Source organism: Listeria sp. ILCC797, assembly GCF_900186185.1.
Classification (GTDB): domain Bacteria; phylum Bacillota; class Bacilli; order Lactobacillales; family Listeriaceae; genus Listeria; species Listeria goaensis.
This window is the reverse complement of record NZ_FYBS01000009.1, coordinates 107,489-123,957: the sequence shown is the minus strand read 5'-3', so window position 1 is coordinate 123,957 and position 16,469 is coordinate 107,489. Positions and strand designations below refer to the sequence as shown.

The 16,469-nt window shown below is 40.7% G+C and carries 23 protein-coding genes; 3 read left to right on the top strand and 20 right to left on the bottom strand.

Features of this window, described 5'->3' with window-relative positions:
* Positions 1-289: 289 nt before the first annotated feature.
* On the bottom strand, positions 290-1,330 hold the full coding sequence (locus BN1609_RS10485; protein ID WP_088810733.1) for a P-loop NTPase: 1,041 nt from the start codon (positions 1,328-1,330) through the stop codon (positions 290-292).
* 139 nt (positions 1,331-1,469) lie between these two features.
* On the opposite strand from BN1609_RS10485, the gene BN1609_RS10480 reads away from it, so the two are divergent.
* The gene (locus BN1609_RS10480) at positions 1,470-1,922 is read left to right on the top strand and encodes a VOC family protein (RefSeq protein ID WP_088810732.1); all 453 of its coding nucleotides are present in this window, start codon (positions 1,470-1,472) and stop codon (positions 1,920-1,922) included.
* Between the two features lie 35 nt (positions 1,923-1,957).
* Here BN1609_RS10480 and BN1609_RS10475 read toward each other — a convergent pair whose 3' ends face one another.
* Positions 1,958-2,872 carry a cation diffusion facilitator family transporter gene (locus BN1609_RS10475; RefSeq protein ID WP_088816194.1) on the bottom strand — a complete coding sequence of 305 codons (915 nt, stop codon included), beginning with the start codon at positions 2,870-2,872 and terminating at the stop codon, positions 1,958-1,960.
* A 253-nt stretch (positions 2,873-3,125) separates the two neighbouring features.
* Here BN1609_RS10475 and BN1609_RS10470 point away from each other — a divergent pair, with 253 nt between their 5' ends.
* Both BN1609_RS10470 and BN1609_RS10465 read left to right on the top strand, forming a co-directional pair.
* A complete protein-coding gene (locus BN1609_RS10470) occupies positions 3,126-3,314 on the top strand; it encodes a type II toxin-antitoxin system HicA family toxin (RefSeq protein ID WP_088816193.1) in 189 nt (62 codons plus the stop codon).
* Positions 3,315-3,384: 70 nt separating this feature from the next.
* A complete protein-coding gene (locus BN1609_RS10465) occupies positions 3,385-3,771 on the top strand; it encodes a type II toxin-antitoxin system HicB family antitoxin (protein ID WP_088810727.1) in 387 nt (128 codons plus the stop codon).
* Between the two features lie 89 nt (positions 3,772-3,860).
* On the opposite strand, the gene rpsI is transcribed toward BN1609_RS10465, so the two are convergent.
* The 18 genes from rpsI to BN1609_RS10375 all read right to left on the bottom strand — a co-directional run bounded on the left by rpsI (position 3,861) and on the right by BN1609_RS10375 (position 16,412).
* A complete protein-coding gene (rpsI, locus tag BN1609_RS10460) occupies positions 3,861-4,253 on the bottom strand; it encodes a 30S ribosomal protein S9 (protein ID WP_007474648.1) in 393 nt (130 codons plus the stop codon).
* Between the two features lie 22 nt (positions 4,254-4,275).
* A complete protein-coding gene (gene rplM, locus BN1609_RS10455; RefSeq protein WP_088810726.1) occupies positions 4,276-4,713 on the bottom strand; it encodes a 50S ribosomal protein L13 in 438 nt (145 codons plus the stop codon).
* Between the two features lie 185 nt (positions 4,714-4,898).
* On the bottom strand, positions 4,899-6,311 hold the full coding sequence (locus BN1609_RS10450; protein ID WP_088840832.1) for a sialate O-acetylesterase: 1,413 nt from the start codon (positions 6,309-6,311) through the stop codon (positions 4,899-4,901).
* Positions 6,312-6,629 carry a PTS lactose/cellobiose transporter subunit IIA gene (locus BN1609_RS10445; RefSeq protein WP_088810724.1) on the bottom strand — a complete coding sequence of 106 codons (318 nt, stop codon included), beginning with the start codon at positions 6,627-6,629 and terminating at the stop codon, positions 6,312-6,314.
* On the bottom strand, positions 6,630-7,988 hold the full coding sequence (locus BN1609_RS10440; RefSeq protein ID WP_088810723.1) for a PTS sugar transporter subunit IIC: 1,359 nt from the start codon (positions 7,986-7,988) through the stop codon (positions 6,630-6,632). It lies immediately after the preceding gene.
* A complete protein-coding gene (locus BN1609_RS10435; protein WP_088810722.1) occupies positions 7,985-8,293 on the bottom strand; it encodes a PTS sugar transporter subunit IIB in 309 nt (102 codons plus the stop codon). Before BN1609_RS10435 ends, BN1609_RS10440 begins: the two co-directional genes overlap by 4 nt.
* A gap of 139 nt (positions 8,294-8,432) precedes the next feature.
* A complete protein-coding gene (locus tag BN1609_RS10430; protein ID WP_159457899.1) occupies positions 8,433-9,128 on the bottom strand; it encodes a GntR family transcriptional regulator in 696 nt (231 codons plus the stop codon).
* A gap of 66 nt (positions 9,129-9,194) precedes the next feature.
* Positions 9,195-9,941, bottom strand: a complete 747-nt coding sequence (gene truA, locus BN1609_RS10425) for a tRNA pseudouridine(38-40) synthase TruA (RefSeq protein WP_088810720.1) — start codon at positions 9,939-9,941, stop codon at positions 9,195-9,197.
* A gap of 11 nt (positions 9,942-9,952) precedes the next feature.
* On the bottom strand, positions 9,953-10,750 hold the full coding sequence (locus BN1609_RS10420) for an energy-coupling factor transporter transmembrane protein EcfT (RefSeq protein ID WP_088810719.1): 798 nt from the start codon (positions 10,748-10,750) through the stop codon (positions 9,953-9,955).
* Complete coding sequence (locus BN1609_RS10415) at positions 10,747-11,619, bottom strand: energy-coupling factor ABC transporter ATP-binding protein (protein ID WP_088816190.1); 873 nt, start codon at positions 11,617-11,619, stop codon at positions 10,747-10,749. The genes BN1609_RS10420 and BN1609_RS10415 overlap by 4 nt, the downstream gene beginning before the upstream one ends.
* Positions 11,595-12,434 carry an energy-coupling factor ABC transporter ATP-binding protein gene (locus BN1609_RS10410; RefSeq protein ID WP_088840831.1) on the bottom strand — a complete coding sequence of 280 codons (840 nt, stop codon included), beginning with the start codon at positions 12,432-12,434 and terminating at the stop codon, positions 11,595-11,597. Before BN1609_RS10410 ends, BN1609_RS10415 begins: the two co-directional genes overlap by 25 nt.
* Positions 12,435-12,700: 266 nt before the next feature.
* On the bottom strand, positions 12,701-13,108 hold the full coding sequence (gene rplQ / locus BN1609_RS10405; RefSeq protein WP_088810716.1) for a 50S ribosomal protein L17: 408 nt from the start codon (positions 13,106-13,108) through the stop codon (positions 12,701-12,703).
* A gap of 23 nt (positions 13,109-13,131) precedes the next feature.
* A complete protein-coding gene (locus BN1609_RS10400; RefSeq protein WP_007474660.1) occupies positions 13,132-14,076 on the bottom strand; it encodes a DNA-directed RNA polymerase subunit alpha in 945 nt (314 codons plus the stop codon).
* A gap of 102 nt (positions 14,077-14,178) precedes the next feature.
* Positions 14,179-14,568: a 30S ribosomal protein S11 gene (rpsK, locus tag BN1609_RS10395; protein ID WP_007474662.1), complete on the bottom strand. Its 390-nt coding sequence runs from the start codon at positions 14,566-14,568 to the stop codon at positions 14,179-14,181.
* Positions 14,569-14,595: 27 nt separating this feature from the next.
* A complete protein-coding gene (rpsM, locus tag BN1609_RS10390) occupies positions 14,596-14,961 on the bottom strand; it encodes a 30S ribosomal protein S13 (protein ID WP_007474664.1) in 366 nt (121 codons plus the stop codon).
* A gap of 21 nt (positions 14,962-14,982) precedes the next feature.
* Positions 14,983-15,096, bottom strand: coding sequence for a 50S ribosomal protein L36 (rpmJ, locus tag BN1609_RS10385; RefSeq protein WP_003720928.1), 114 nt, complete (start codon positions 15,094-15,096; stop codon positions 14,983-14,985).
* Between the two features lie 103 nt (positions 15,097-15,199).
* Complete coding sequence (gene infA / locus BN1609_RS10380) at positions 15,200-15,418, bottom strand: translation initiation factor IF-1 (protein ID WP_003720929.1); 219 nt, start codon at positions 15,416-15,418, stop codon at positions 15,200-15,202.
* 346 nt (positions 15,419-15,764) lie between these two features.
* Positions 15,765-16,412 carry an adenylate kinase gene (locus BN1609_RS10375; RefSeq protein WP_088810715.1) on the bottom strand — a complete coding sequence of 216 codons (648 nt, stop codon included), beginning with the start codon at positions 16,410-16,412 and terminating at the stop codon, positions 15,765-15,767.
* Between the last annotated feature and the right edge of the window lie 57 nt (positions 16,413-16,469).

Below are 16,469 nucleotides of genomic sequence, written 5' to 3'. Positions count from 1 at the left end.
TTGACTTTGCTAGCTTGTTTCTTACTTTTTTTGGAAACATCTTTTTGTTTCCTGTCCTATGAATTGATTGGTGAAACATCTGTTTCATCGCTTTTTCATCTTCGTTTTGTTCAGTTTTCAAAGGTCATTCTTTCTTTTGTCCTGTGCGCGCTTAACGCATCAGCAACGTTTATAAATATACCAACTTTTTATGCATTCGTCAATAGTTTTTCAAAACTTTTTATGTTTTATTTCAAAAAAAGTTTCGTCACTGTATATATCGATGCATAAATAACTAAACTACCCATTATTAATGAGGGATTTCATTGGTTGTGTGGAGTACTTTTTTTGCTAGAGAATCGTATTCATTGTATAAATTGTCGCTTGTATCATATATGCCATCAATATAGCCGGATGCGTTTTTTTGCGGCTGGGCCATCTCTAATTGCGCAAGTAACGGTGCTTTTAGGTCGCGCGCTACTTTTTCTCCACCACCTTGTCCAAACAACTGGATAGATTTGTCATCAATTTTTAGGGCGGTCATGTTTTCAATAACACCTAAAATGTGGTGGCCGTTTTTCTCGGCCATGTAGCCTGCACGAGACGCAACTTGGGCAGCCGCGAAATGCGGCGTCGTGATAATAAGTTCATAGCAAGATGGGAGAAGTGTGTGAATGTCAAGCGCTACGTCGCCGGTTCCTGGCGGCAAGTCGATAAGCAAAAAGTCGAGTTCTCCCCACTTTACTTCTTCGAGAAACATTTTTACCATTTTCCCAAGCATTGGACCTCGCCAAATAACCGGCTCGCCCTTTTCTACAAAAAAGTCCATTGAAATCATATTTACACCGTGTGTTTGGACAGGAATGATGAAATTGCCTTCTTTGCGCGGCGCTGACATTTCACCAAATAAGACGGGAAGGCTAAAGCCGTAGATATCCGCATCTAGCACACCAACTTTTTTACCTTGTCTAGCAAGCGCGGCAGCTAAATTAGCGGCGACTGTAGATTTGCCGACGCCACCTTTCCCGCTGGCTATCGCAATAAATTTCGTTTTACTTCCTTCGGCTAAAATATTGTCGCGCGCTTCCAAGATTCTCTCAATCGTTGCAGCCGGTAGATAGTCCAACTCTAAATCGATATCGCCAAAGCCAAATTGCCCTAAAAGCTCTTTTATATTTTGGGTAAAAGCAGCGGTTTCAATTTCTGGATCCGCAAGCGCTAGTCGGATTCGGATTCCGTCCGGCTTTATAATCTCGGTTTCGATGATGCCATTCGTTTCTTCGATTGTTGCCTCCAAAACTGGGTCTACCAATCGTTCTAACAATTTACCAACTTGCTGTTCATTTAACATGCTTTCCCCTCCATAAAATGTATACGATTACATTATTATATCATAGGCAAACTTTTACTTGAAATTTTTTAACTAAAAAGTAGATTTTCCTTTGAATAAATGATGCGCAGCGAGTAAACTATAGGAAAGGAGTGATAAAATGGCACAAATTTATCCATATTTGTCGTTTGAAAATGCAAAAGAAGCTTTAGAGTACTACGAAGAATTTTTCGGGGCAACAAACATTAGACGCGTGAAAGTTGAGCCAAATCAAGCTGAGGAATTCAATGTTCCGCTTGATAAAATTGATGATGCTACAATGCATGCAGAGTTTCGTATTTTAGGCGCCGAACTTTACTGTTCTGATTCGTTTGGCAATGATATTGAGCCTACACGTCAAATCTCCATTATGCTCGATGTGAACTGGGAAGACGAGCAAGCTTTAAAAGAATCTAATGAGTTTTTCGACAAGCTTGCAAAATCCGGTCAAGTTGAAATTTCCATGCCTTACGAAGAACAATTTTGGGGCGGTAAAATGGGGCAATTCACCGATAAATACGGCATCACTTGGATGCTTCATGCACAACCTTATTCGGAAGTCGGTAAGGCATAAAAAACAGCGGTCAAATTTGGCCGCTGTTTTTTTATTTAATTGCAATGCTCATGTCCGTGATGTCGCTCCATTTGGATCGTGCAATGCGAAATTTGAAATTCCGCCGTAAGCTCAGCCTGAATTTTTTCCAAAAGAAGATCCCTGTCAATCCCTTCAGCCACCTGCAAATGCACGGTAAGCGACGGGAAATCCGAAGTAATCGACCACACATGCAAGTCGTGCACAGAAACAACACCTTCTTGCTTTTGTAAAAAATCATGAATTTGTTCAAAATCCACGTTCGCAGGTTTTCCTTCCATTAAAACATCGACGGAGTCACGGAAAACACGAATGCCACTAACTAAAATCAGGACTGCGACGATGACACTCGCAATTGGATCGGCGATATTCCAGCCGAAGAAAATGATTAACAGCGCCGCAATTATCGCGCCCACAGAGCCAAGCAAGTCTCCAAGGACGTGCAGAAATGCACTACGCATATTTAAATTTTCACTTGTATCTCCGCCTTTCATCAAAATAAAGGCAACTAAAACGTTTATAAGTAAGCCGATGACGGAAATGGTCATCATGCCTGCCCCAACAACTTCTGGTGGAGCAAAAAAGCGATGATACGCTTCGTAAAATATATAAAGCGAAATGACAATCAGGGTCAGTCCGTTCAAAAAAGCGGCTAGTATTTCAAAACGTTTATAGCCATAAGTCTTACGCGCGTTCGCCTGTTTCTCACCGAATTTAAATGCAAGTAAACTAAGCCCTAGCGCTGCAGCATCACTAAGCATGTGCCCAGCGTCTGATAAGAGTGCCAAACTGTTGGTTAAAATTCCACCGACAACCTCAACAATCATGAAAGTCGCGATGAGAAGAAAACAGATGAAGAGTGTTTTTTTGTTGGCGTTGTGCGCGTGATTATGGCTATGACCGTGGTCGTGTGAATGATTGTGGTTGGACATTGGATCACTTCCCTTTTCTTTATATGTGTATATTAGCATATATACATTTTGAGAGCAAGGGAAAACACAAAATTAATTCTGCATTTCCCACTGAAGCCACCTAAAGCCTTGACATGTAAACGTCGCTAGTCAGGTTTGCGCAAGAAATAAATGAGTTTACCATATTTATACTAAAAATCAGCACTTGACCAATGCGCATATAATGCGTATAATCGAATTAAGCATTAAATATCATAGAGATGGGGTCTTCAAGATGCCGATGACAGCTAAGCAGATGGTTAGGCTTCTAGGTAAGAAAGGGTTCGAAATCGTAACCCAAAGAGGCAGTCATTTGAAGATGTACCATCCTGAGTCTAATCGAACGGTTATCATTCCCATTCACAATAAAGACTTAGGAAAAGGCTTAGAACAAAGCATTCTTAAGCAAGCAGGACTAAAATGACTGCTTGCAAGAGTGCTCTAAATTATACTTACAGGAAATTACATGAATATGAACAAGGAGGCGTATAGTAATGACCGTGAACGTCGTTTACCCAATCACTTTAGAGCAAGACGGAAAGTATATTCTTGTTGATTTCCCTGACATTCCAACAGCAACAACACAAGGGGAAACTTTAGAAGAAGCATTTGAAATGGCAGAGGAAATTCTTGGCTTCAGCTTGGAAGATTACGATACATTCCCAAAAGCTAGCACAATTAAAGAAGTGAGCACATCATTCCCTGACAAAGATGTTGCCTTAATCGGACTAGATTTAGCAGCTTATCGCAGAAAATATTATTCAAAGAAAATCAGGAAGAATTTAACAATTCCAGAATGGCTTTCAGATATGGCCGAAGAAGAAAATATTAATTTTTCTCAGACGTTGACAGAGGCGCTTAAGGAGAAACTTGGAGTTTAAAGTTGACTAAATAGATGAGCACACAAAGTAAAATAAGCAACAAAAAACCCGCTTTCCAAAAATAGGAAGCGGGTTTACAACGCATAAGATTAACGTTTTGAGAACTGAGGTGCGCGACGAGCGCCTTTAAGTCCGTATTTTTTACGTTCTTTCATACGTGGGTCACGAGTAAGTAGTCCAGCAGATTTAAGCGCAGGACGGTACTCAGGAGCCACTTGTAATAGTGCACGTGCAACGCCGTGACGGATTGCACCAGCTTGACCAGTGTATCCACCACCGTGAACGTTTACTAATACATCGTAGTTACCTAAAGTTTCAGTTGCTACTAAAGGTTGTTTGATTACTTCACGTAGTGCAGCGAATGGGATGTAATCTTCCCAATCACGATTATTGATAACAACTTTGCCGTCGCCAGGTACTAAACGTACACGAGCTACAGAGCTTTTACGACGACCAGTTCCGTAATATTGTACTTCTGCCACGATAATTTCCCTCCTTTAATAATTAACCGCGTAATTCGTATACTTCTGGTTGTTGCGCTGCATGTTCATGCTCGCTTCCACCGTATACGTGTAATTTTTTAAATTGTTGACGTCCAAGAGAATTCTTTGGAAGCATACCTTTTACAGATAGCTCGATTAATTTCTCAGGATTGTTCGTACGCATTTCGCCTGCAGTACGAGATTTTAAACCGCCTGGATATTGAGAGTGACGGTAATAAATTTTGTCAGTTGCTTTTTTACCAGTAAGACCAACCTTACCAGCGTTAATTACGATTACAAAATCTCCAGTATCAACATGTGGAGTAAATTGTGGTTTAGTTTTACCACGAAGAATTGATGCTACTTCGCTAGATAAACGACCTAGAGAAACACCTTCAGCGTCGATCACGTACCATTTACGTTCTACTTCGCCTGGTTTCGCCATATAAGTTGTACGCATGAGTTACCCTCCTAATAAATTAAAAATTGCGCCCGGAACCGTTCCTTGTTCCGAAACATCATAAAAATTTCTTACTATTGTTTTATTCAACACAACAACCTTCCGGGGCATATTGTGGGGTAAACAATACCATAGTCCATAATACAATTTTTAAGGGTAAAAGTCAATGAAAATTCCAGAAAAAATTACAATAGCAACGATACTTTAAATGGGGACACGGGAACGCCTGCTTCATTTACCAAATAACCTTCAGGGTGGTTTTCGTACGCGTAAGTTACTTTTTTCGTTTCAGGGGAAACGTCCACAAACAGACAATTTCCTTTTAAGTGGAAAGAGGCAGAAACGCAATTTTCACCCATAAGCGTTAGTTCTTTTGCGTGTTTGATCGTGATTTTGATGTGGTTCTCCGATATTTTCTCTACACGTTCGAACATGGGACTGCTTTCTTTTTTCTCGTATAAAAAGGAGATTCGCTCACCGATGGCTCGTTTTGAAATGGGGTGAATGTTGTACGATTCGCCGCAATCAATTGTGACCACTAAGTACAAATTCGCGAGCTTCCGCGTGACGCTTTCTTGTTTTTCGCGCAGTAGCGCCCAAGAGTCTTTTGGGGCGTCCTGGTATTTTGGCAGTTGGACAATAAAAAACGGCTTATTTCCAAGATGGATACGCCATTCTTGGACCAATTTTTCTAGCAAAAAGTCGTAAAGGTCTGCGTTTTGTGCGTCTTCTTCGCCTTGATACCATAGAACAGCGGAAAAATTCATTTTATGCGCTTCCGAGAACATTTTGGTGTAGAGCATACCGGGCGCACGGTAGCTATCTGGTGTTGCGGGTGGCGGCCAAGGCGTGTGCCCCACAATTTGTTTCACTTCTTGGAGTGTCAATTCGGGATGGTCCGCGATGTATTTTTCTCGTTTCGCCGTATAAATGGTGACGGCTTCTTGGTAGTTTTCCAGTAAGCGCTCAAAATCATGCGGGCTCTTGCCGGAAATTTCACGTTCAAATGGCTGAATAAACCGTTCGCTAAATAGCGAATTGCCTCGCAACATGGCTTCCGGGAGCCAGCTTGAAATCGAGGTTCCACCTTTAAAGCAGCCGACAATTCCAATTGGGACAGCGGGATTTTTTAGGCGCAGCTGTTTGGCAAAATAATAAGCTACCGCAGAAATGTTTCCGTTCACGTCTTCCCAGCAAAACGGCTCTGCTTTTTCATCATCGGGGGCTAAAAGGTTGTAAAAGCGCAGATTTCCCAAATTTCGGAAGCACGGCTGCTCTTTTTCGTACTCAGCATCTTGTTTCAACCGATATTCGATGTTAGACTGACCAGAAACTAAGAAAACATCACCAAATAGACAATTTCTCAAAACCACTTTTTTGTCTAAAGCTGAGATGGAAATGTCGGGCGATATGCCCGTTTTGAACGCTTTCGTCACAATTTCAAAAGAGGAGGTTTGGTCTGCCTCACTCGACCAAACTTCCTCTCCAATTTGAACTGTCACAACTACGCCTGGCTTAGCTTTCCCGAAAAACCGCAGTGGCTCGTCACGTTGTAAGATCATTCGGTTTTTAAAAACTTTAGCAAGTTGGAAACTCATTCAATTTACCTCCAATTTTTTGTAAAGCACGCAAAATCGTTCTGCCATATCAATTGTCGTTGTCGCTGCCATAAAATGATCTTGCGAATGGATAAGCAAAATGCTTTTTTCAACTTCCGTATCATTCATTTCGCTTGTAAGCCAATTCGTTTGAATCGCATGCGCGCCGTGCAATTCCTTTTTCGCTTGTTGCAGCATAGCTTCTGCTTCTACTGCGTCGCCTTCTTCTGCTTTTAAAATTGCTTTCATGGCTTGCGTTTTAGCATTGCCAGCGATGAAAATTAGTTGCATAGCTTCTTCTAGTCTTTTTTCATCCATTTAAACATCCCCTAAACGCTTTTGATTCATTTGATTGGCGATTTTAATAAACGGCAGATAAATAAATGTCGCAACAACCAAATTGACAAGCTGTACAATGGCACCGTTTATCGTCCCGGTGAAAAGAAGCCCTGAAATGAGCGGCGGCACCGTCCACGGAACATTATTTGTGATAACATCGATAAAACCAATTTCCGTAAAGAATACGGCAAGATAAAAACAAATGGGTTGCACGATAACAAACGGCACAAACATGATTGGGTTTAGAACAATTGGCAAACCAAATGTGATTGGCTCACTAATATTAAAGACAGCGGGCATTAACGCAATTTTAGCCACCTTTTTATCTGAGTTTACTTTAGAGAAGATAAGTAATGCAATAACCGGAGCAAGCGCAAACGTTCCGGCTGCAATCGTTGAAAAGTTCATGAACATGGTTGAATATAAATGTTTCGCGGTTCCCATCATGTTTTCTGTATCAGCCACGTTCCAAGTTACACCAAATACCGGGCCCCAAATCGATGTCGGGTGAATCCCAAACCATTGCAAGAGCGGCCAAGTGATTTGGACGACAAGCGCAAAGATAGCTGTGCCTGAGATGGCCATGGCTGGTTTTTGCAAGATTTGCAGCAATAATTCTGGAAGTGAAACACCTGCCAATCCCACGCTAAGCCCTGTTCCTGCAACAAAAACGGCTAGTGTAATGATTCCCGGGATAAGCGATTCAAAGCTTCTCGCAACTGCTGGTGGTACAGAATCTGGCATTTTAATAACTATATTTCTTTCGAGTACTATGTTATAAATCCAAACGGCTAAGCCACTAATTAATAGTGCTGAAAAAACACCTTGTGTTCCTAAAAAATTGGAATTCAGCATTCCCGTGATTTCTACATGTTTATTTCCTACTACATAATCATAGTTCCACGGTAAGCAGATGAAAAATGCGGCCATCGCATATAAAACCGATGTCATGTGTTCTTTATTTTTCGGGAAAAATTTCTTAGAGAAAGTATAGGAGAACACGACTACAATGAGCAAGGAGAATACAGATAATGCCCCTTGAGAAAATAAATTGATAAGCGATTGTATGTAGACTAGCGTTTCAGCGAAGTTTGAACTTGCCCATGCATCCCATGAACCGCTAATTAACTTCCCTAAATGTAAACCTTGCTGTCCAAAAATCAGCCCGTTTGGATCAAGAAATACGGAACTAATCATTATCGCAAAACCAGCGATCATGGTTACTGCAGCTACTAAAATGAATGTATCACGTAGTGTTAAAAGCAACTTATTCGCTGCGATTTTTCCAACAATTCGAGTGAAAGCTGTTTGAAATTTCGAAAATTTCCCGCTAGTCATTCAGGATTCACTCCTTCGTTTTCAAGCCGTTTAATAATGGAAACTCCGTCCATCGCCCCAAACTCTGCCATTGTTAAATCGACAACTTTTTTATCTGGATGTGCAGCTTTGACTTGTTCAAACGCCCAAGCAATTTGTGGCGCAATGATGATGACATCTACTTCATGACCAATTTCATCAATCATCGCAAAATCATACGCCTCTACAGTCACATTTTTAACACCTTGCGCATCATAAGCTTTCTGCATTTTCGACCCTACTAAACTTGTGGACATGCCACCACTACAAAACAGTGCTATTTTCATTGTTAAAGACCCCTTGTATGTTAGTTTAGAAAACGTTTTCTTAATTATTAGTATAACGTTTTTTCTATATAAGTCAATACTTATTTATATAAGTTATAACATATTATGAGGCAAAAAAAGAAAACCTATCTGGCTTTCTTTAAATAATATTCACGGTTTGAAATTTGTATTCTCCCGTTTTAATTTTAGAAACAGAGTATTCACAAGGCTTTCCGTTGTCTAAATACACAATTTGTTCCATCTCAAGCAGCGGAAAATTCCAGTCAACCTCAAGCAACTTCTCATCATTTTCCGAAGGATGACAGGCATTTAGCTGACGATGCACGCTTTTTGGAACAAGACCAATTTCATCTTTAACAAAATTATAAATGGATGTTGTCAGTACGTCCAAACGTATTCCTTGAATGAGCTGAATCGGCATGTAACTTTGTTCAATCGCAAAAGGAGAATTATTCTTTTTATGCAACCTTCGTATATCATAAACAAAATCAAACGAGGAGATTTTAAGCTTTTCTGCAATATCATCGGGTGATTTTATTACCGTGAAATCAATTACCTCTGTTGTAATGTCTTTCCCTGAAAAATTTTCTAAAGTCGTCGCTTGGAGCTGCGCGCTCATTTCAGCGCCTTTCACATAGCTTCCTGACCCTCTACGTTTATAGATGAGGCCTTCATTTACGAGCATGTCCATTGCTTTTCTAATCGTAATTCTACTCGCATTGTATGCTTTACATAAATCCTTCTCAAAAGGAAGTTGTTCGTTTACTTCATAGGCACCTTCTTGGATTTTTCGCCTTATATCACTTGCAATCAATTCGTACTTTGTATCATTCATGCCATACATCCTTTATAATTTGTCATATCTTTTATAAGTATATCATGTTTTATTTGAATATAACAATCAATCATAAAAAACAGCATGCAAATATAAGCCTTCTGGAGGCGCTGTTTTACTTCTTAAAGCTTCACGACTTTTGGCATTAAAAGCACGCAGAATATCTGCTTCACTAAGCTTCCCCTGCCCAGCATCTAATAGAACGCCGGTTAAAATCCGCACCATATTATATAAAAAGCCGCTTCCCTGATACGAAATCATGAGTGTCGTTTCATCGACTTCGACAATTTCGATATGGTAAATCGTCCGCACTTTGCTTTCTTGTTCCGCCCTCGCCGAACAAAAGCTCGTGAAGTCGTGTTCTCCAATTAGGAGCTTTGCGACTGAGCCCATTTTTTCAAGGTCTAGTGCATACGGGAAATGTAGCGCAAAATCCCTTTTAAACGGATTAAAGATTTTGGAACGATCGATAACGTAGCGATATTCCTTGCCAGTTACGTCGAAGCGCGCGTGGAAATCATCCGAAACCTTTTCTACGGATAGAAAGCTAATGTCGCGCGGTGTTCCTGTTTGCAAGGCAATCCGGAACTTTTCCGGCTCGATTTGAAGCGGCGAATCAAAATGAATGACCTGTCCTGTTGCGTGAACACCTGTATCCGTTCGGCCTGACGCAACAATCCGCCCAAAGTTACCTTTATGCATTTTTTTCAGCGCTTTTTCAATTTCTTCTTGCACTGTGCGTCCATTCGGCTGCACTTGATAGCCAGAAAAGTCACTGCCATCATAGGCAATAACCGCTTTATATCGCGTCACAAAAACGCCTCCTAATTTCTAAGTAATACTAAAATACCCGTCAAAATGATAAGCGAAATGAGTAAACCTGTATCTGCAAAACGCCATTTCAGCAAGCGGAATCTCGTTCGCCCGTGTCCACCGCGGTAGCCGCGCGCTTCCATCGCAATCGCCAAATCTTCAGCACGTTTAAACGCGCTGATAAATAGCGGGATAAGCAGCGGAACAATTGCTCGAATGCGGTCGCTAATTTTACCACTTGTAAACTCAACGCCACGCGCTTTTTGAGCCTTCATAATCTTCTCCGTTTCGTCCATCAAAGTTGGAATGAAGCGCAGCGAAATGCTAAGCATAAGAGCCAATTCATGAACCGGAAGGCGCACAATTCGGAACGGCGCCAAAATTTTCTCAAGACCATCTGTAAGTTCAATCGGACTTGTGGTAAGCGTGAGAAGCGTTGTCATGAACACAATTAGCACGAAGCGACAAAACATTTTAACCCCGTTCATAAGCCCTAGTGTTGTCACTTTAATTGGTCCAAGCGCAAATAACGTTTCTCCCCCTTGTGTGAAAAAAACTTGAAGTAATAATGTTAAAAGAATCAGCCACATGATTGGTTGCAAGCCTTTTAGAAAGAAGAGAAAAGGAATTTTCGAGGTCAAAACTAATGCTAAAACATATACAAACAAGACCGCGTAGGTCAGCCAATTATTCGCCAAAAAAACAATGACAATAAATGCCATGACAGCCGTAATCTTAGCGCGCGGATCGATTTTATGTAACCACGAATCGCTCGGAATGTACCGCCCTAAAATCATTTTATCCATCATAACGGCGACGCATCCTTAGCTAAAAACGGCACAATCTCCTGCAACAATTCCTCCATATTTAAACATGTTTTGGATAGCGTTACATTAAATTTGCGCTCAAAATTCCGCTGAAACCGAACCACTTCTGGTACTAAAAGCCCTAAATTGAGAAGCTTTTCCGACTCCGTAAAAATCGTACGGGGATCCCCGACCTGATTCACCGTGCCGTCTTTCATAAGCACAATCTTTTCAGCGTAACGCGCCGCATCTTCCATGCTATGTGTAACCAAGATGGTCGTCAATTTTTTATTTTGATGCAGTTCATAAAACATTTCCATAATTTCCTGCCGCCCATGCGGATCAAGACCAGCAGTCGGCTCATCTAGCACGAGGACTTCCGGTTCCATCGCCAGCACACCAGCAATGGCGACACGCCGTTTTTGACCGCCCGAAAGTTCAAATGGAGATCGTTCCAAAATCGCGTCTGTTAAACCTACATCTTGAATGACTTCGCGCGCACGTTTTTCCGCCTCTTCTTTTGTCGCCCCAAAATTAAGCGGCCCAAACATAATGTCTTTTAACACCGTTTCTTCAAACAATTGGGCTTCTGGAAACTGAAACACGATGCCCACACGGCGCCGGATATCGCGTAATTTTTTTTGCTTCACACCGGCAATCATTTCACGATCAAACAGCGTTATTTTCCCCTCAGTAGGTAAAAGCAAGGCATTCAAATGTTGTACGAGCGTCGATTTCCCCGACCCAGTGTGGCCAATGACGGCCGTATAACTGCCAGTTTCAAATGTCACATTCACATCAGTGAGCGCACGTTTCTCAAAAGGGCTATTTTTTTGGTAACAGTATCCTACTTGCTCGAGTTTGATTCCCATAATAAATTTAACAGCTCTCCTTCCGATAAAACTGGCTCGCCAATTGGTACACCTTGCTGTTCTAGCTGTCCTTCCAGTTCAACAATAAAGGGTACACCTAAACCAATTTGTTTCATTTCTTCCGCATTTTTAAAAATTTCTTTTGGAGTGCCTTCTCTGAAACGTTCTCCTTCATTCATCACGATGACCCGGTCAGCATAAAGCACCTCATCTAAGTCATGCGTAATCGAAATAACCGTAATATCTTCCTTTTCCCTAAGCCTGCGAATAGTCTCCATCACTTCAGCTCTCCCACGCGGGTCTAACATGGACGTCGCTTCATCCAAAATAATGACATCCGGTTTGAGCGCCAACACACCAGCAATGGCTACCCGTTGCTTCTGACCACCAGACAAACGAGCCGGTTCGTGCTCCTTGTATTCTTGCATGCCAACTTCACGTAGCGCCTCGCTCACACGCTCCACCATATCGTCATGAGGCACGCCGTGGTTCTCTAATCCGAACGCGACGTCATCCTGCACAGTCGCGCCCACAAATTGATTATCAGGATTTTGGAAAACCATACCGACTTGTCTACGGATATCCCAAATCGTCTTTTCTGACAAAACATAGTGCCCGATTTTAATTAACCCTTTTTCTGGGAAAAGCAAGCCGTTCAAAAGTCTAGCAAGAGTCGATTTCCCTGAACCATTATGACCTACTAGCGCCATCCATTCACCTTTTTCGACAGAAAAGGTCACATCATGCACTGCATAGCTCGACTCATCATCATATTTATAAAAAACGTGATCTATCTTCACAAAATCTTCCGCCATTATTCGCACCTCTTTCATACAGGCTACACCTTATTTATTATAGTATAAAGCGCCATAACACGCAAAGCTTGTTTTAAAATCATGCTTTTCTTGGAAACAATTTAGTTTTTGAACACAAAAAAACTCAAAGTAAATGACTTTGAGTCTGGACAGAAATAAAAAAAGCCTGCGCCCTCCCCGTTTTAAACAGAAGAAGGCGCACAGAGCTAGACAAGTCAGGTTTCCCTGCTTATCATGACACTCTACTTGCTTTCATACATTTTCTATTAAACTAACTCGATAATTACCATTGGAGCACCGTCACCACGACGAGGTCCTTTTTTGTAAATACGAGTGTAACCACCTTGACGATCAGCATAACGAGGTGCTACATCATCAAATAGTTTTTGAAGCGCGTATACCGCTTGGTTTTTCTTCACAGTTTCGCCTTTTTTGTTTGTTACGTCAACTTGTTTAACGTCAGCAACTTCATGGCGAACAAAAGCAGCAGCTTGACGACGAGCGTGCAAGTCACCTTTTTTACCGGAAGTAATAAGTTTTTCAACAACTTTACGAATCTCTTTAGCGCGAGCTTCAGTTGTTTCGATACGTTCATGTACGATTAAATCCGTTGCAAGATCACGTAGTAACGCTTTACGTTGTGAGCTCGTACGGCCTAATTTTCTGTAACCCATGGAATTCCCTCCTTACTTTTCTATCAGTTTTCGTTTCTTAGACCTAAGCCAAGGTCAGCAAGCTTAACTTTAACTTCCTCAAGAGATTTACGACCCAAGTTACGAACTTTCATCATATCATCTTCTGATTTGTCAGCTAATTCTTGTACAGTATTGATTCCAGCGCGTTTTAGACAGTTATAAGAACGAACAGAAAGATCTAATTCTTCAATTGTCATTTCAAGCACTTTCTCTTTATGGCTTTCTTCTTTTTCAATCATAATTTCCGCTTTTTGGGCTTCGTCTGTTAAGTTAACAAAGATGCTCAAATGCTCAGAAAGGATTTTTGCACCAAGAGATACAGCTTCTTCTGGGCTAATGCTTCCATCAGTTAAAACATCAAAAGTTAGCTTATCATAATTTGTCGATTGACCTACACGTGTATTTTCAACTTGATAATTCACACGAATTACTGGAGAGAAAATAGAGTCTATTGGAAGAACACCAATAGGCATACTTTCACGTTTGTTTTGGTCAGCTGGCGTATAACCACGACCACGAGTGGCATTCAAGCGCACATGGAATTTCGCATTATCACTTAATGTAGCAATATGCAAATCTGGATTTAAAATTTCAACATCACTGTCATAATTAATATCTCCAGCAGTTACAACACCTGGTCCTTGCATATCAATTTCCAATGTTTTTTCTTCATCAGAGTAAACTTTAAGTGCAAGTTTCTTGATATTTAAAATCATTGTTGTCACATCTTCAACTACACCTTCAATAACAGAAAACTCATGCAATGCACCATCAATTTGAATTGAAGTGACTGCAGCACCTGGTAGTGAAGATAATAGAATACGACGTAAGGAGTTACCCAAAGTTGTACCATATCCACGCTCAAGTGGTTCTACAACAAACTTTCCATACTTGGCATCATCGCTGATCTCAATCGTCTCGATTTTTGGCTTTTCAATTTCGATCATTCAAATTTACCCTCCTTCAAAACGTCTTATTTCCTAAATCTAGTCGAACCTCTTTACAAGTTTAACAATCGAAGTATAGAGTGGCATAAGAAATACGACTACTTATACACGACGACGTTTTGGAGGACGACAACCATTGTGGGGAACTGGAGTTACATCTTTAATTGCAGTAACTTCAAGACCTGCTGCTTGAAGAGCACGAATAGCTGCTTCACGACCAGCACCTGGACCTTTAACAGTTACTTCTAAAGTTTTCAAACCATGTTCTTGAGCTGATTTAGCTGCACTTTCAGCTGCCATTTGAGCTGCAAAAGGAGTAGATTTACGAGAACCTTTAAATCCTAAAGCACCAGCGCTAGACCAAGCTAAAGCATTTCCATGCGTGTCAGTAATCATTACAATCGTATTATTAAATGTAGAACGAATATGTGCAATACCGCTTTCGATATTCTTTTTCACACGACGTTTACGAGTATTTGTTTTACGTGCCATTCACTTACTACCTCCTTTACTAACTTATTATTTCTTCTTACCTGCAACAGTCTTAGAAGGACCTTTACGAGTACGAGCATTATTTTTAGTATTTTGTCCACGAACGGGAAGTCCACGACGGTGACGCATACCACGGTAAGAACCGATTTCAATCAGACGTTTAATGTTCAAGTTCACTTCACGACGAAGATCACCTTCTACTTTAATACGGTCAACGATTTCACGGATTTTACCTAATTCTTCTTCTGTTAAATCACGAGTACGAGTATCTTCAGAAACGCCTGCTTCTTTCAAAACTTGAATAGCAGTTTGTTTACCAATACCGTAAATGTAAGTCAGGGAAATAACAATACGTTTTTCACGTGGAACGTCCACACCTGCAATACGTGCCATTTAGTCAAGCACCTCCTTATATTATCCTTGTTTTTGCTTATGTTTAGGGTTTTCACAAATCACCATTACTTTACCTTTACGACGAATAACTTTACATTTTTCGCACATAGGTTTAACGGATGGTCTTACTTTCATATTCCATATACCTCCTTGTTTATTAGAGAAAGTGTCTCTATAAACCGATACGTACTAAGCTGGCGAACCAGACCGGTATATAAATTCAATTTCGGAGTGCAAATTATTTAAAACGATAAGTGATTCTTCCACGAGTTAAATCATACGGGGAAAGCTCAACTGTCACTTTGTCCCCAGGTAAAATACGGATGTAGTGCATACGAATTTTACCAGAAACAGTGGCAAGCACTTTATGACCATTTTCGAGTTCTACATTGAACATCGCATTTGGTAAAGTTTCTTGAACAACGCCTTCCACTTCGATTACATCTTCTTTAGCCATATGTTCGCTACCTCCTTCTCGGTTACTAGACCACTTGGTTACTAAATTTTATCAGTGTAAAACTTGATTACATGAAAAAACGGTAAACAAGCCAAAACTCGTCGCATATTTGCAACGTTTTCGGTGTTTTTAGACAACCCACAGAGTGAATCCGTAATGCCGAGATTTTGAGCAAACATTACTCAAAGTTAAAGCTCGATATAATCTTTCGGATGATCTTCAAATGGTTCTCTCGTTCATCATGATTTGCTATGATGCTTTTATTCCACTGCCAATTATCCATTATACTACAATCCAATTGAATTTGCACGTATTAATTTGTTAGCAGGGCAAGCACTTTCCGCACTTAGAAAGCAGCAAGAATCTTGTCCACATCCGCAAAAACATCATTGATATCTTGTTCACCGTTTACGTTGTGAAGCTTACCTGTTTCTTTATAGAAATTAAGAAGAGGTTCTGTTTGTTTCATATTGACATTCAAACGATTTTCAACAGTTTCTTTTTTGTCATCTTCACGTTGATAAAGTTCTGTTCCATCCACGTCACATTTACCTGCAACTTTGGGTGGATTATAAATTTCATGATACGTGCGACCACAAGTTTTACAAATCCAGCGGCCCGTTAGGCGTTTCATCAAAATTTCTTTATCAACATTAATGTTAATGACAGCATCAAGTTCTGTTCCTAAATCTTTCAATATGTTTTCCAGCTCTTCAGCTTGTGCCACTGTGCGTGGAAAGCCATCTAATAGAAACCCGTTTCTTGCATCATCTTGAGCTAAACGTTCACGAACAATACCATTTGTCACTTCATCGGGAACTAAATCACCTTTATCCATGTAAGACTTAGCTTTTAGTCCTAAATCTGTTTCATTTTTCATCGCTGCGCGGAACATATCCCCTGTAGATATATGAGGGATATTATATTTTTCAACAATTTTCTCAGCTTGAGTACCTTTTCCAGCTCCTGGTAGTCCCATTAATACTAATTTCAACTGTTTCGCTCCTCGGCTACGCGCAGGGGCCCTGCTAGGTAATCCTAAGCAAGTGCC

What these genes read in the sequence shown, in the direction of transcription:
- BN1609_RS10485 (WP_088810733.1), bottom strand. Translation starts at nt 1,330, where the DNA reads ATGTTAAATGAACAGCAAGTTGGTAAATTGTTAGAACGATTGGTAGAC.
- BN1609_RS10480 (WP_088810732.1), top strand. Translation starts at nt 1,470, where the DNA reads ATGGCACAAATTTATCCATATTTGTCGTTTGAAAATGCAAAAGAAGCT.
- BN1609_RS10475 (WP_088816194.1), bottom strand. Translation starts at nt 2,872, where the DNA reads ATGTCCAACCACAATCATTCACACGACCACGGTCATAGCCATAATCAC.
- BN1609_RS10470 (WP_088816193.1), top strand. Translation starts at nt 3,126, where the DNA reads ATGCCGATGACAGCTAAGCAGATGGTTAGGCTTCTAGGTAAGAAAGGG.
- BN1609_RS10465 (WP_088810727.1), top strand. Translation starts at nt 3,385, where the DNA reads ATGACCGTGAACGTCGTTTACCCAATCACTTTAGAGCAAGACGGAAAG.
- rplM (WP_088810726.1), bottom strand. Translation starts at nt 4,713, where the DNA reads ATGCGTACAACTTATATGGCGAAACCAGGCGAAGTAGAACGTAAATGG.
- BN1609_RS10450 (WP_088840832.1), bottom strand. Translation starts at nt 6,311, where the DNA reads ATGAGTTTCCAACTTGCTAAAGTTTTTAAAAACCGAATGATCTTACAA.
- BN1609_RS10445 (WP_088810724.1), bottom strand. Translation starts at nt 6,629, where the DNA reads ATGGATGAAAAAAGACTAGAAGAAGCTATGCAACTAATTTTCATCGCT.
- BN1609_RS10440 (WP_088810723.1), bottom strand. Translation starts at nt 7,988, where the DNA reads ATGACTAGCGGGAAATTTTCGAAATTTCAAACAGCTTTCACTCGAATT.
- BN1609_RS10435 (WP_088810722.1), bottom strand. Translation starts at nt 8,293, where the DNA reads ATGAAAATAGCACTGTTTTGTAGTGGTGGCATGTCCACAAGTTTAGTA.
- BN1609_RS10430 (WP_159457899.1), bottom strand. Translation starts at nt 9,128, where the DNA reads ATGAATGATACAAAGTACGAATTGATTGCAAGTGATATAAGGCGAAAA.
- BN1609_RS10420 (WP_088810719.1), bottom strand. Translation starts at nt 10,750, where the DNA reads ATGATGGATAAAATGATTTTAGGGCGGTACATTCCGAGCGATTCGTGG.
- BN1609_RS10415 (WP_088816190.1), bottom strand. Translation starts at nt 11,619, where the DNA reads ATGGGAATCAAACTCGAGCAAGTAGGATACTGTTACCAAAAAAATAGC.
- BN1609_RS10410 (WP_088840831.1), bottom strand. Translation starts at nt 12,434, where the DNA reads ATGGCGGAAGATTTTGTGAAGATAGATCACGTTTTTTATAAATATGAT.
- rplQ (WP_088810716.1), bottom strand. Translation starts at nt 13,108, where the DNA reads ATGGGTTACAGAAAATTAGGCCGTACGAGCTCACAACGTAAAGCGTTA.
- BN1609_RS10400 (WP_007474660.1), bottom strand. Translation starts at nt 14,076, where the DNA reads ATGATCGAAATTGAAAAGCCAAAAATCGAGACGATTGAGATCAGCGAT.
- rpsK (WP_007474662.1), bottom strand. Translation starts at nt 14,568, where the DNA reads ATGGCACGTAAAACAAATACTCGTAAACGTCGTGTGAAAAAGAATATC.
- rpsM (WP_007474664.1), bottom strand. Translation starts at nt 14,961, where the DNA reads ATGGCACGTATTGCAGGTGTGGACGTTCCACGTGAAAAACGTATTGTT.
- rpmJ (WP_003720928.1), bottom strand. Translation starts at nt 15,096, where the DNA reads ATGAAAGTAAGACCATCCGTTAAACCTATGTGCGAAAAATGTAAAGTT.
- infA (WP_003720929.1), bottom strand. Translation starts at nt 15,418, where the DNA reads ATGGCTAAAGAAGATGTAATCGAAGTGGAAGGCGTTGTTCAAGAAACT.